The sequence below is a fragment of the Cupriavidus pauculus genome, from assembly GCF_022179805.1.
Lineage (GTDB): Bacteria > Pseudomonadota > Gammaproteobacteria > Burkholderiales > Burkholderiaceae > Cupriavidus > Cupriavidus pauculus_E.
The window spans coordinates 338,726-352,185 of sequence record NZ_BPUO01000001.1; the positions used below are offsets into that span (position 1 = coordinate 338,726).

Sequence of the window (13,460 nt, forward strand, 5' to 3'; positions counted from 1 at the left end):
TGCGCCCGACGCGTGAAGCATCGGGCGCCCGGGGCAGCAATCAGGCGGCCAGCAGCGGAACCAAGAAGTCCCGGCTGATGCCATTGCCGAGATCGCCGATGCGCTCCAGGAAGCTGGTCAGGTAGGCGTGCAGCCCGACGGCAAAGATGTCGTCGATGCGCGCGTATTTGAGGTCGGCGTGGAGTTTACCAGCCTGCCGCTCGGTTTCCGACGATTGCTGGTTGGCCACCAGCGCCAGGATGGCGACCACCTCGTCCATGCTCGACACCAGCGAGCGCGGCATGTCCGGCCGCAGGATCAGCAGTTCGGCCACGCGCTGCGGCGTGATCACGGCCCGGTAGATCTTGCGGTAGACCTCGAAACCCGACACCGACCGCAGCACGGCCGCCCAGTGGTAGAAATCGTTCTGCTCGCGATTCGGATCGCTATCGTCATTGCTGGCCCGCCCCGACGCCTGGAACTTGACGTCCAGGATCCGCGCGGTGTTATCGGCGCGCTCCAGGAACGTGCCCAGCCGCATGAAGTGGAACGCGTCGTCCTTGAGCATCGTGCCGAACTGCACGCCGCGCGCCAGATGCGAGCGGAACTTGACCCACTCGAAGAACCGAGACGGATCGTCGCGCAGCTCGCCCTCAGCGATCATGCGCTGCACGTCGAGCCACGTGGTGTTGATGGTTTCCCAGACCTCGGTCGTCAGCGACCCCCGCACCGCACGCGCGTTCTCGCGCGCCGCGCGCAGGCAGCTCATGATCGACGACGGGTTGGTCATGTCGCGCACCATGAAGTCGATGACGTCGTCACGGTGCAGCAGGCCGTACTTGTGATCGTAGGCGCTGGTCAGCTCGGAGATGTCGAGCATGGCCCACCAGCCCTGCTCGGCCACCTCGGCCGACTGCGGCAGCAGCGAGGTCTGGTAGTTGACGTCGAGCATGCGCGCGGTGTTTTCTGCGCGCTCGGTGTAGCGGGCCATCCAGAACAAGTGGTCGGCGGTACGGCTCAGCATGATCGGTTCTCCCGGCAATCCGGCGTGGGCTCAGGCACAGGCATGGGGGCAGGCATGGTCGACATCAGCGCTCCAGTACCCAGGTGTCCTTGGTACCGCCGCCCTGCGACGAATTCACCACCAGCGACCCTTCGCGCAAGGCCACGCGCGTCAGGCCGCCCGGCACCATGCGCACCTCCTTGCCGGACAGCACGAACGGCCGCAGGTCGATATGGCGCGGTGCGATGCCCGATTCCACATAGGTCGGGCACGTCGACAGCGCCAGCGTGGGCTGCGCGATGTACTGCTCGGGCCTGGCCTTGACCACTTCGCGGAACTGCTCGATCTCCGCCTTGGTGGCCGCGGGGCCCACCAGCATGCCGTAGCCGCCGGCGCCATGCGTTTCCTTGACCACCAGGTCCGCCATGTTGTCCAGCACGTACTGCAGGTCGTCCGGACGCCGGCACATATACGTGGGCACGTTCGACAGGATGGCCTCCTCGCCCAGGTAGAAGCGGATCATGTCGGGCACGTACGGGTAGATCGACTTGTCGTCGGCCACGCCGGTACCGATGGCATTGCTGATCGTCACGTTGCCGGCGCGGTAGACCGACAGCAGCCCGGCCGCGCCCAGCGTGGAATCGTGCCGGAACACGAGCGGATCGAGAAAGTCGTCGTCCACGCGGCGGTAGATCACGTCGATCCGTTGCGGCCCCTGCGTGGTGCGCATGTAGAGATGCTCGTCCTCGACGAACAGGTCGCTGCCTTCCACCAGTTCCACGCCCATCTGCTGGGCCAGGAACGCGTGCTCGAAGTAAGCCGAGTTGTACATGCCCGGCGTGAGCACTACCACGGTGGGATCGGCGATGTTCTGCGGCGATACGCTGCGCAGCATGTCGAGCAGCAGGTCGGGATAGTGCGCCACCGGCGCCACGCGGTTGCGCGCGAACAGCTCGGGAAACAGCCGCATCATCATCTTGCGGTTTTCCAGCATGTACGACACACCCGACGGCACGCGCAGGTTGTCTTCCAGCACGTAGAACTCGCCCTGTCCGGCGCGCACCACATCGATGCCCGCCAAATGGGCATAGATGTCGCGCGGCACGTCGATGCCGAGCATCTCGGGCCGGTACTGGGCGTTGTTGTAGATCTGGTCGGGCGGAATCACGCCAGCACGGATGATGTCCTGCCCGTGGTAGATGTCGTGGATGAACCGGTTCAGGGCCGCCACGCGCTGGCGCAGCCCGCGTTCCAGCGTGGCCCATTCACTGGCCGGGAACACGCGCGGAATCACGTCGAACGGAATGGTCCGCTCGGTGCCGCTGTTGGACTCGTCCTTGTCGCCGTAGACGGCAAAGGTGATGCCCACGCGCCGGAATATCAGGTCCGCCTCGGCGCGTTTGTTGTCCATCGTCGCCGCGGACTGCCGGCCCAGCCAGTCCGCAAAGCTCCGGTAATGGGGCCGAACTGCCCCGGGCGGCAACATCTGACCAGCCTCGATGGCCGTCACCGTGCCGTCCTCTCGCCCTTCCAGCATCTCGTCGAAAAACCGCGCCGCCATGATGGCCGCTCCTTCGTGGATGTGGGCGCCCCTGCCGCGTACCGTCTCCCGCCTGCCTACTCCCCGGCTTGCTGCCTGACGATACCGCCGGCCACCCGTTTATCGATGCCTCGTCGAGTCGACGCTTCCAGCATATCCGCACCGGCAAAACCCGCAAGGGGTTGCATGCCCGAGACATGCGCCGATACGCGAAAACGGTTTAGCAAGATGCTTGCCAGCGGGGTATTCGACCCCCCCGCTTTCAGGCTCCCCTCTCCCACAAGGTGGGAGAGGGGTTGGGGTTGAGGGCCGGAGGTTTTGCTTGCCGATCGTTGGCAATTTGAACCGCTGGGCCCTCTCCCCCGGCCCCTCTCCCGCCGTGCGGGAGAGGGGAGAAAACAATCAGCAAGAAACAAAAACTAGGCCTTCCCCGAGCACGACGCCGATTCCGGCGGGCATTTGGCCAGGATGTCCCCGACCAGCGCCTCGGGCGAGCGGCGGATATCGAGCACCAGCGCGTCCGCCGGTTCTTCCAGCGTTTCGAACTGGCTTTGCAGCAGTGCCGGGTTGAAGAAGTGGTCCGAGCGGACCGACAGCCGGCCGCCAATCGTCGCGGCGTCGCCCTTCATGAATACGAACGTCACGCCGCCGTCGGACGGGGTCAGGCGGTCGCGATAGGTCTGGCGCAGCGCCGAGCAGGTGAAAACGTGGGTGCGCCCCTCGGCGCGGGCGGTGTCGATGGCCGCGCGCATGGCGTCGAGCCACGGCCAGCGGTCATCGTCGGTCAGCGGCACGCCGGCGTGCATCTTGGCCTTGTTGGCCTCGCTATGGAAGCTGTCGGCGTCGTGGAAGCCGCAGTGCAGCTGCTGCGCCAGCAGCTGGCCAACGGTGGTCTTTCCGCTGCCGGAAACGCCCATCAGGATATAGATCATGTCTGCTCCATCGAACATGGTATCGGGTGGTGTTGTCACCCTTGTCGGTAGCCGCCGGCCTTGCGCGGCGCGGCGGTGCCCCGGCACCGGGATGCCGGGGAATACGAAGTAATCGGAGAAAACCGGAGTCCTGACGCCGCCTATTGTGCGACGGCGGCAGGCGTTTGGACAGCCGCATCGGCCTCGGACAGGTCCAGTGCGCTGCCGCCCTCCTCGGCAATGCGGGCGTGGCGCCGGAACAGGCCGAACAGGCCGCGGCCCATGCTGAAGTTCGCGAAGTCGTCCACCGGTGCGGGCACCGGCGTACGCGCGGCAAATGCGGACTGGGTTGCGGCATCGCCCACCAGTTCCAGCGTGCCGGCGTCGGCATCGACGCGAATGATGTCGCCGTCACATACCCGGGCCAGCGGACCGCCTGCCAGCGCCTCGGGGCCCACATGGATCACGGCCGGCACCTTGCCCGATGCGCCGGACATGCGGCCGTCGGTCACCAGCGCCACCTTGTGGCCGGCATCCTGCAGCGCGCCCAGCGCCGGGGTCAGCCGGTGCAGTTCGGGCATGCCGTTGGCATTGGGGCCCTGGAAACGCACCACGGCCACCACGTCGCGATTGAGTTCATCGGCCTCGAAGGCGGCCTGCAGGGCCTCCTGCGAATCGAAAACACGCGCCGGCGCCTCCACCACACGGTGTTCGGCGGCCACCGCCGAGATCTTGATCACGCCACGGCCCAGGTTGCCCGACATCAGGCGCAGGCCGCCTTCGGCCGAAAACGGCGCCGAAGCCGGCGCCAGCACCGCTGCGTCGCCACTGGTGGTCGGGCCGTCGCGCCAGCGCAGCGCGCCGTCCGTCATGACCGGTTCCTCGGTGTAGCGTGCCAGGCCACGACCCACCACGGTATTGACGTCCTCGTGCAGCAGGCCCGCTTCCAGCAGTTGCCCGATCACATATGCCACGCCGCCGGCCGCGTGGAAGTGGTTCACGTCGGCCGAGCCATTCGGATAGACGCGCGCCAGCAGCGGCGTCACGGCCGACAGGCGGTCAAAGTCGTTCCAGTCGATGATGATCCCCGCCGCGCGCGCCATGGCCACCAAGTGGATCGTGTGATTCGTCGAGCCGCCCGTGGCCAGCAGGCCCACCATGGCGTTGACGATGGCGCGCTCGTCGACGATCTGCGCCAGCGGCGTGTACTCGCGCCCGCGTGCAATCAGCGCCAGCGCGCGCTGGGCCGCGGCGGTGGTCAACGCATCGCGCAGGCCACTGTCCGGATGCACGAACGCCGCGCCCGGCATATGCAGGCCCATGATTTCCATCAGGAACTGGTTGCTGTTGGCGGTGCCGTAGAACGTGCAGGTGCCGGCGCCGTGATAAGCCTCGCACTCGGCTTCGAGCAGCGCATCGCGCCCCACCTGCCCGGTGGCGTAGAGCTGGCGCACACGCGCCTTTTCCTTGTTCGACAGGCCAGTCGCCATCGGGCCGGCCGGCACGAATACCACCGGCAGGTGCCCGAACTGCAGCGCGCCCATCAGCAGGCCCGGCACGATCTTGTCGCAGACGCCCAGCATCAGCGCCGCGTCGAACGTGTTGTGCGACAGCGCGACGGCCGTGCCCATGGCAATGGCATCGCGCGAAAACAGCGACAGCTCCATGCCCGCGTTGCCCTGCGTGATGCCGTCGCACATCGCCGGCACGCCGCCCGCCACCTGGGCCACCGCGCCCACGGCGCGCGCGGCCTCGCGAATCACGGCCGGATAGCGCTCGTACGGTTGGTGCGCCGACAGCATGTCGTTGTAGGCCGTCACGATACCCAGGTTCGGCGCATGCTCCACGCGCAGCTTGAGCTTGTCGTCGGCCGGCAGCGCGGCGTAGCCGTGGGCCAGGTTGGCGCAGGACATGCCGCGCAGCGGCCCCAGTTCCTGCTGCGCACGCTCGCATCGCGCCAGATAGGCGGCGCGGCTGGTGCGGCTGCGTTCAACGATGCGCTGCGTGACGGCCGAAATGTCGGCCCGAACATTGCCCTTTGCGGCTTGGGTCATGGCGGATTGGGTCCTCGTGGGGCGATCCGGACCGGCGCGAGGCAGGTGCCAGAATCTGTAGATTTTCTACATTATAGCCACGGGCCATGCAGCGCCGGAAGTCTCAACTGGCAGCGTATATGGCTTAATCCGCGAAAATCGGGGTAAATCCTAGGGTGCAAACCTTATTCCGGGACTGCGAAATCGGGATGCGAGTGTGTAGAATCTCTACAAAATTCAGGACGCCGGCCTTCCACGGCCCACCGCCAGACTCCCACGCTTTCCGCCCGACCCTCACCATGCGCGACAGAATTCTTGCCGTCTACGACACGCTACGCCCGTCCGAACGCCGGCTGGCAGACTATGTGGCCCGCCATGGCGCCAGCGTCATCCGGCTGACCATGCCGGAACTGGCGGAGCGCGCCGGGGTATCGCAGCCGACGATCGCCCGCTTCTGCGCGGCGCTCGGCTACGACGGCTTCAAGGAGTTCAAGCTCCAGTTCGCCCAGAACGTGGGCGGCGGCACTCCGTTCGTGCACCAGGACGTCGAGGCGAACGACCGCCCCGCCGACATCGCCGGCAAGGTATTCGACCGCACCATCGCCACGCTGATGACGGTGCGCAACGCGTTGTCCGCCGATCAGATCGAGCACGCGATCCGCCTGCTGGCCGGCGCGCGCCGCATCGAGTTCTACGGCTGCGGCAACTCCGGCATCGTCGCGCTCGATATCCAGCACAAGTTCTTCCGCCTGGGCATTCCCACCACCGCGTACTCCGACTCGCACGTCTTCAGCATGTCCGCCGCGCTGCTGCGCCCTGGCGACGTGGCCGTGCTGGTGTCGAACAGCGGCCGCACCTGGGACATGCTGTCCGCCGCCACGCTGGCACGCGGCAGCGGCGCCAGCGTGCTGGCACTGACCCACAGCGGATCGCCGCTGGCCAAGCTGGCCAACGTCTGCGTGTTTTCCGACGTCGAGGAAGACAGCGAGGTCTACACGCCGATGACGTCCCGCATCTGCCACCTCGTGCTGGGCGATGTGCTGGCCGCTGGCGTGGCCCTTGAGCGTGCGGAGTCGGTCGCCGCCGGCCTGCAGCGCGCCAAGGCTCATCTGCGCGAGCGCCGCATTGCCGGCGCGGACCGGGCGCCGCTGCCCGGGGCCGACAAGGTCGGCGACGAGGACGGCGCCAGCGATACCGGCAAAGCTGTCGACACGGCGACGCCAGGTGTGCGGACGCAGGCGCAGGCTGCCAGCAAGGCGCGCACCGGCACCAGGTCCAAAACACCAGCCAAGGCGGCCAAGCAGGCAAAGCCGGCAAAAACACCCGCCCGCGCGAGCTGATTCGCTCCGCTTGACTCAGATCGGCGCTGGCGGCGCATCGCGCCAATATCGGCGATTCCGCTGCCGGAACGGCGTCACCGCCAGCGCATCGCCAGCCGTTTCCACCGCGACCGCTCCGGTTTCATCGGTCCGGTAGCGATCCACATCGGCCCGCTCGTAACGCCGCCAGACATCCGCACGCGGATGCCTGTAGCGGTTGGCGAAGCCCAGCTGGAAGATCGCCAGCTCTGGCCGCACCGCCCGCAGGAAAGTCACATGCGACGACGTGCCGCTGCCATGGTGCGGCACCAGCAGGACGTCGGCGCGCAACTGGTCCGCCGGCACTCTGCCGATCAACACCATTTCCTCACGCACCCCGATATCGCCAGTCAGCAGCACGCTACGCTGCGCGGTGGCCACGCGCAGCACGCAGCTTCGCGCATTGCTCGACAGGTGCCCGGCCTGCAAGTCCTCTTCAGACGGATGCAGGACGTCGAACCGAACTCCATCCCATTCCCAGCCATCGCCCGCCACGCAGGCATCCCAGCGCTGCCCCGCCAGCAAGCGATGTTCGCCCGACGCCGCTGTCAGGCGCGCGGCGACGGGGACAGCATGCATGACGTCGCGCACGCCCCCGGCGTGATCGGCGTCTTCATGACTGACCATCAGCATGTCCAGCCCACGCACGCCCACCGCGCGCAGAAATGGCACGATGACCTGCCCGCCGGCGCTGGTCCCCGAGATGTATGCCGGCCCCGCGTCGTAGAGCAACGCATGGCGGCGCGTCTCCACCAGCACCGCCGTGCCCTTCCCCACGTCCAGCGCCGTCATGCGGATCTCGCCATCGGCAACGGGCGCACGGCCCGCCATCAGCATCGGCACCATGAGCGCGACGCCCGCCCAGCGGGGCACCCGCCGCGCGGACCGCAGCCACGCTGGCCGGCGCGGCACCAGCAACAGCCATACACCGGCGATGGCCAGCACCGTCCGCCACCAGCCCGGGTGCGCGGCTTCCCAGACGGCCCAGCGGGGCGCGGCAAGCCATGTGAGACCGCCCGCCAGCCACGACAGCACTGCGTGGGCCAGTTCCAGCACCGGCGCGGCGAGCGCCACCGGTAGCGCGGCGCCGGCCAACGCCAGCGGTGTCACCAACAGGCTCACGACCGGGATCGCCACGGCATTGGCCACGCACGACACCACCGATACCTGCCCGAACAGCAACAAGGTCAGCGGTACGAGCCCGATGGTCACCGCCCACTGCGCCCGCGCCGCGTCGCAGAGTCCGTCGCGTAGCCTGGCGAGCCAGCCCGGCGTCGCTGGCCGCACGCCGGGCTGGGTATCGATCGAATCGTCCTGCGCATGGAGAAAGATCACCGCCACCGCGCCGAACGACAACCAGAACCCCGGCTGCAGTACGGCCCACGGGTCGATGGCCACCGCCACGCCAGCGGCCCATGCCAGCATCACCGACACGGGCGGCGCCCGTGCGCTCCACAACGCCATGGCCGCCACCACCAGCATCGTCACCGTGCGTAGCGCCGGAATCTGCATGCCGGCAATCAGCCCATAGCCAAGCGCCGCCAGCACTGTCACCACCAGCCCCGCCTGCTGCGCGGGCCACCACAGCGGCAACGGCCGCCGCAACACCCGCGCCAGCCCGAATGAATGCCGCCACAGCACACGCATCAAGGCGCCGGCGGCGCCCGCGATCATCGTGATATGCAGACCCGAGATGCTGACCAGATGTGAAATGCCGGTACGCCGGAATATCTCCCAATCCGCCTGGGCGATGCCCCGCTGGTCGCCGATTACCAGCGCGATCAGCACTGGCCCGTAGCGGGCGTCGGCGGGCAACGCGGCGCGCAGATGGTCGCGTATCGCCGCCCGCCACATCGCCACGCGCACCGACCATGGCAACGGGCCGGCATCATCGAGCCGCGTGCCGACTCGTACATGGCCGGTGGCATGCACGCCTTCGGCCAGCAGCCAGTACGCGTAGTCGAATCCATGCGGATTCGCCAGACCGCGCGGCCGCCGCAGGCGTACGGTCAACCGATAGCGCTGACCGGGCTGCAAGGCATTTGACGCCGGGTCGCGCCAGGTCAGGAGCAGTGTTTCGGATGAGGAAAGCGCGGCGGCATCGCCATGCCAGCGTTCGATGCGGAACAGGAAACGGCTGCCTTGCGGACCTTGGTCGGGCAACCCGGCCACGATGCCATCGACAACGAGATCGCGGCCCGCCATCTCCGGTGGTAGCCAGCGCTCAAGGCGGGTATCGGCACGCCATGCCGACCAGCCAAAGCCGACCAGCGCGGCCAGCGCAATCGCGGCACCCAGCGCGGCCGGTGCACCGACCCTGGCCCTTTGCCATCGGCCCAGCAGCGCGGCCGCGCAGGCCAGCGCCACGCCGCAGGCGCCGAGCCACTGCGCGCGGTCCGGCAACGCCGCCTGTTGCTGCAGCAGCCAGCCACCCGCCACGAACGCCAGCAGAACCAGGCGCATCCCACCTCCGGAGCCATGTCACGACATTGCACGAAGGGGGTGTTGTACCGCGTGAAAGAAGGGAAAAACGTGTCCGAACGTTGCGTCGGTGTGTCAATACGTTAAATCGGCGCCATGACGTCCGCGAACGCGGCCAGCCGGGGCAGCGCGGCTACCGAATTGCGCCACATGACCCTGGCCAGTTCGGGCTCCGGCACACCTCGTAGTTCGGCCATGACGCGCGCCACGCCGGCCACCTCGCCCGGCGTGTTGCGCGCCTTGTGCTGCTCGCCGAACTGGTCGTCGGACAGCCAGGCAGGCGCGATGTCGGGCGCGTCGGTTTCCAGGACGATGGCCTCGATAGGCAGCTCGCTGGCCAGGCGCCGGATCTGCTTGGCGCGCGAGAACGTGACATTGCCGCCAAACCCGAGCTTCATGCCGTGCTCGACATATCGCCGGGCCTGCTCGTGGCTGCCGTTGAACGCGTGCGCGATGCCCTGCTTCACGCCCACGCGGCGCAGTTGCGCATAGACCTGGTCCTGCGACTTGCGCACGTGCAGCAGCACAGGCAAGTCGAATTCGCGTGCGATCTTGAGTTGCTCGGTGTACAGCCAGGTCTGGTGCTGGGCGTCCAGGCCCGGCACGAAGAAATCGAGCCCGATCTCGCCGATGGCAACCAGGCGCGGATCGTCGATAGACGCAGCCACCTCGCGCCGCAAGGCGTCCAGATCGGCTTGCCCCGCGCCTGGCGTGCACAGCGGGTGGATGCCCAGCGCGTAGACGCAGCGCGACCCTTCGCCGGCCAGCGCGCGCACGGCGTCGAAATTCGACACCGCCACGGCCGGCAGCACGATGCCGGAGACGTTGGCCGCCGCAGCGGCTGCGATCACGCCCGCGCGGTCGGCATCGAATTCGCTGGCGTCAAGATGACAGTGGGTATCGATCCACATGGGGGCGCAGGTGGGTCAGTGTTCCGGGTGCAGATGGCCGTCGCGCAGCCGGAAAATGCGGTCGCAGCGTCCGGCCAGGTCCATGTCGTGCGTCACGATCACGAAGCTCGTGCCGAGCGTGCGCGACAGTTCGAGCATCAGGTCATAGACGCCGCCGGCCGTATGGTCGTCGAGGTTTCCGGTCGGCTCGTCAGCCAGCACGCAGGCCGGCTGCCCCACCAGCGCGCGCGCCACGGCCACCCGCTGGCGCTCGCCGCCCGACAGCTCGCCTGGCCGGTGCTTCGCGCGGCCACCCAGCCCCACCCGATCCAGCATGGCCTGCGCGGCCTCGCGCGCCGGCTGCTCGTTCAGGCCACGGATGCGCATCGGCATCGCCACGTTGTCGAGTGCCGTGAATTCGGGCAGCAGGTGGTGGAACTGGTAGATGAAGCCGAGCGAGCGATTGCGCACGATGTTGCGCTCTTTTTCGCGCAGCGCCGTGAACGGCTTGCCCAGCAGCGCCACGCGGCCCGCGTCGGGATTGTCAAGGCCGCCCAGCACATGCAGCAGCGTCGATTTGCCCGAGCCCGAAGCGCCCACGATGGCCACTTTCTCGCCCGCGTTCACCCGCACGTCCACGCCGCGCAGCACCTCCACGTCGAGCCCACCCTGGCGGAAACGCTTGGTCAGGCCTTCGGCCACGAGCACCGGCGAGCCGGCAGGCACCGCGGCGGGCGTCACCGCCACCGCCTCCTGGATCAGCGTCGTATCACTCATAGCGCAGGGCCTCCGCGGGATTCACGCGGGCGGCACGCCAGCTTGGGTAGATCGTGGCCAGCGTGGCCAAAACGAAGGAGATGATGCCGATGGTGGCGATGTCGTTCACGCGGGGGTCCGAAGGCAATTCGCTAATGAAATAGATGTCCTTGGGCAGGAACTGCACGTGCAGCGCCCGTTCGATGAAGGGCACGATCACGTCGATATTGGTGGCGATCAGCGTGCCGCCCAGCACGCCCAGCAGCGTGCCGATGAAGCCGATGGCCACGCCCTGCACGATGAAGATCTTCATGATCGAGCGCGGCTGGGCGCCCATCGTGCGCAGGATGGCGATGTCGGCCTGCTTGTCGGTCACGGTCATGACCAGCGTCGACACCAGGTTGAATGCCGCCACCGCGATGATCAGCGTCAGGATGATGAACATCATGCGCTTCTCGGTCTGCACGGCGGCAAACCAGTTGCGGTTCTGCTTGGACCAGTCGCGCAGGTACAGGTCGCCGGACATCGTGCCGGCCAGCTCCTGCGCCACCTGCGGCGCGCGCTGCATGTCCTGCAGCTTGAGCCGCACGCCGCTGGGGCCGTTCTGGCGGAACAGCAGTTCGGCGTCCTGCATGTTGATCAGCGCCAGCGCGCTGTCGAATTCATAGTGGCCGGACGAGAAGATGCCGGACACCGTAAACTGCTTCAGGCGCGGCAGGATGCCGGCCGGCGTGATGGTGCCCTGGGGCGCCACCAGCGTCACCTTGTCGCCCACGCGCACGCCCAGCGCATTGGCCAGCTCGCTGCCCAGCGCGATATCGAAGCCGCCCGGCACCAGCGCGTTCATGCTGCCCGCGCGGAACTGGCTGCCCACGTCGGACACCTTGGGTTCCTGGCTCGGGTCCACGCCGCGCAGCAGCACGCCGCGCACGGCATCGTCACGCGTGAGCATGGCCTGCGCCGACACGTAGGGCGCGGCGCCGATCACTTCCTTGTTGCGCTCGGCCTCGGCGGCGGTCTTCTGCCAGTCCTGCAGCGGGCCCGCCCCGATCACTTCGATGTGCGAAAGCACCGACAGCATGCGGTCGCGCACTTCCTTCTGAAAACCGTTCATGACCGACAGCACGACGATCAGCGCGGCCACACCCAGCGCGATGCCAAGCATCGAGATCATCGAAATGAACGAAATGAACGTGTTGCGGCTGGCGCGCTTGCTTGCGCGGGTATATCGCCAGCCAATCTGCCACTCGTAAGGAAAGTTCAAGAGGAATCCTGTTGTTCTGGAAATGCCGGTACGCCGGTTTTGCCGCCATCGGTGACGGAAAACTGGCGCCGGCCAGCCGGAAGTTTACAATCTCGGCAACCATGATGACGCACCTGACCCTGATTGTGCCTTTTTCCGTCCCGCCTGGCGCCGGCGACGACGCCACGGACGATGTCGTCCCTGGCGCGCTGCTGCGCCAGTTGGAGTTGCCCGCGCTCGGAAAGTTGCTGACGCGCGCCACCCCGGGACCCCGCGAAACGCACGACGATCCGTACCTGCGCACCCTGCCGCACGAGCGCTGGCTGGCTGGCCGGGCCGGCCTGGACACCACCCGGGTGCCGACTGCGCCCTTTATGCGCCTGGCCGACCGCGCCGCCGCCGGCCTGCCGGCAGAATCGGCCGATGCTGACGCCAGCGCCGGCTGGGCCTGCCTGCAACCGGTGCATATCCACGCCGCGCGCGACCATCTGGTGCTGATGCACCCCGACCAGCTTGCCATCCGTGCCGACGAGGCCGACACGCTGCGTGCCGCCATCGCCGAGCTGCTGGATGAGTCCGGCATCGTGCTCGAAGCGCCCCACCCCGCCCGCTGGTACGTGGCCGAGGATACCTTTGGCGAACTGGAAGCCACCACGCCGGTGCGCGCCACGGGCCGCAATATCGATATCTGGATGCAGGCCGGGCCGCGTGCCCGCGACTGGCGCCGGCTGCAGAACGAGATCCAGATGACCTGGCACGGTCATCCGGTCAACGAGGCCCGCGAGGCCGAGGGCAACCTGCCGGTCAATTCGGTCTGGCTGCACGGCGGCGGCAAGCGTGCCGACGCGCGCAAGCTGGCCGATACAGTACTGACCGGCGACCCGTTCCTGGCCGGCCTGGCGCTAGCCGCCGGCAGCCGCGTCGGCCCGCAACCGGCCCGCTTTGCCGATGTGGCGAACGTGGACGGCGGCGTCCTGTCCCTGCTGGACAACGCCACCGAAGCCCATATCGTGTCCGACTGGGGCCTGTGGCTAGACCGCATGCACGCCCTGGACGCCGACTGGTTCCAGCCCGTGCTCGATGCGCTGGCCGCCGGCCAGGTGCAGGCCGTCACGCTGGTACTGGGCGGCGAAAACCATTTTGCCGAATTCAAGGTCACGCGCACCGACCTGCGCAAGTTCTGGCGCGGCCTGGGCACGCGCGGCGACTGGCGCGCGCTGTTGTCCAACCTGGCCATGGCCGCCTGAGCGCACGGAAAGACAGATC

At 67.8% G+C, this 13,460-nt stretch carries 10 protein-coding genes; 2 read left to right on the forward strand and 8 right to left on the reverse strand.

Annotation, left to right across the window (positions count from 1 at the left end; translation table 11 throughout):
- Positions 1-40: 40 nt before the first annotated feature.
- The 4 genes from MFF62_RS01745 to edd all read right to left on the reverse strand — a co-directional run bounded on the left by MFF62_RS01745 (position 41) and on the right by edd (position 5,487).
- Complete coding sequence (locus tag MFF62_RS01745) at positions 41-1,003, reverse strand: alpha-E domain-containing protein (protein ID WP_238259204.1); 963 nt, start codon at positions 1,001-1,003, stop codon at positions 41-43.
- Positions 1,004-1,067: 64 nt separating this feature from the next.
- Complete coding sequence (locus MFF62_RS01750; protein ID WP_238259205.1) at positions 1,068-2,543, reverse strand: circularly permuted type 2 ATP-grasp protein; 1,476 nt, start codon at positions 2,541-2,543, stop codon at positions 1,068-1,070.
- Positions 2,544-2,941: 398 nt separating this feature from the next.
- Complete coding sequence (locus tag MFF62_RS01755; protein WP_238259206.1) at positions 2,942-3,454, reverse strand: gluconokinase; 513 nt, start codon at positions 3,452-3,454, stop codon at positions 2,942-2,944.
- 140 nt (positions 3,455-3,594) lie between these two features.
- Entirely contained in the window at positions 3,595-5,487 is a 1,893-nt protein-coding gene (gene edd, locus MFF62_RS01760) for a phosphogluconate dehydratase (RefSeq protein ID WP_238259207.1), read from the reverse strand.
- Positions 5,488-5,765: 278 nt separating this feature from the next.
- Here edd and MFF62_RS01765 point away from each other — a divergent pair, with 278 nt between their 5' ends.
- Positions 5,766-6,806, forward strand: a complete 1,041-nt coding sequence (locus tag MFF62_RS01765; RefSeq protein WP_238259208.1) for a MurR/RpiR family transcriptional regulator — start codon at positions 5,766-5,768, stop codon at positions 6,804-6,806.
- Between the two features lie 15 nt (positions 6,807-6,821).
- On the opposite strand, the gene MFF62_RS01770 is transcribed toward MFF62_RS01765, so the two are convergent.
- From MFF62_RS01770 to MFF62_RS01785, 4 genes are all read right to left on the reverse strand, one after another.
- Positions 6,822-9,287 carry a DNA internalization-related competence protein ComEC/Rec2 gene (locus MFF62_RS01770; RefSeq protein ID WP_238259209.1) on the reverse strand — a complete coding sequence of 822 codons (2,466 nt, stop codon included), beginning with the start codon at positions 9,285-9,287 and terminating at the stop codon, positions 6,822-6,824.
- 101 nt (positions 9,288-9,388) lie between these two features.
- Positions 9,389-10,216 carry a TatD family hydrolase gene (locus MFF62_RS01775; protein ID WP_238259210.1) on the reverse strand — a complete coding sequence of 276 codons (828 nt, stop codon included), beginning with the start codon at positions 10,214-10,216 and terminating at the stop codon, positions 9,389-9,391.
- A 15-nt stretch (positions 10,217-10,231) separates the two neighbouring features.
- Positions 10,232-10,972, reverse strand: a complete 741-nt coding sequence (gene lolD / locus MFF62_RS01780) for a lipoprotein-releasing ABC transporter ATP-binding protein LolD (RefSeq protein ID WP_238259211.1) — start codon at positions 10,970-10,972, stop codon at positions 10,232-10,234.
- Positions 10,965-12,215 (reverse strand): lipoprotein-releasing ABC transporter permease subunit, encoded by a 1,251-nt coding sequence (locus tag MFF62_RS01785; protein WP_238259212.1) that lies wholly within the window; start codon positions 12,213-12,215, stop codon positions 10,965-10,967. Before MFF62_RS01785 ends, lolD begins: the two co-directional genes overlap by 8 nt.
- 101 nt (positions 12,216-12,316) lie before the next feature.
- On the opposite strand from MFF62_RS01785, the gene MFF62_RS01790 reads away from it, so the two are divergent.
- Positions 12,317-13,441, forward strand: a complete 1,125-nt coding sequence (locus tag MFF62_RS01790; RefSeq protein ID WP_238259213.1) for a hypothetical protein — start codon at positions 12,317-12,319, stop codon at positions 13,439-13,441.
- The last annotated feature ends 19 nt before the right edge of the window (positions 13,442-13,460 follow it).

Bases quoted from the DNA above. Each gene is read 5' to 3' on its own strand.
- MFF62_RS01745 (WP_238259204.1), bottom strand. From the start codon at position 1,003: ATGCTGAGCCGTACCGCCGACCACTTGTTCTGGATGGCCCGCTACACC.
- MFF62_RS01750 (WP_238259205.1), bottom strand. From the start codon at position 2,543: ATGGCGGCGCGGTTTTTCGACGAGATGCTGGAAGGGCGAGAGGACGGC.
- MFF62_RS01755 (WP_238259206.1), bottom strand. From the start codon at position 3,454: ATGATCTATATCCTGATGGGCGTTTCCGGCAGCGGAAAGACCACCGTT.
- edd (WP_238259207.1), bottom strand. From the start codon at position 5,487: ATGACCCAAGCCGCAAAGGGCAATGTTCGGGCCGACATTTCGGCCGTC.
- MFF62_RS01765 (WP_238259208.1), top strand. From the start codon at position 5,766: ATGCGCGACAGAATTCTTGCCGTCTACGACACGCTACGCCCGTCCGAA.
- MFF62_RS01770 (WP_238259209.1), bottom strand. From the start codon at position 9,287: ATGCGCCTGGTTCTGCTGGCGTTCGTGGCGGGTGGCTGGCTGCTGCAG.
- MFF62_RS01775 (WP_238259210.1), bottom strand. From the start codon at position 10,216: ATGTGGATCGATACCCACTGTCATCTTGACGCCAGCGAATTCGATGCC.
- lolD (WP_238259211.1), bottom strand. From the start codon at position 10,972: ATGAGTGATACGACGCTGATCCAGGAGGCGGTGGCGGTGACGCCCGCC.
- MFF62_RS01790 (WP_238259213.1), top strand. From the start codon at position 12,317: ATGATGACGCACCTGACCCTGATTGTGCCTTTTTCCGTCCCGCCTGGC.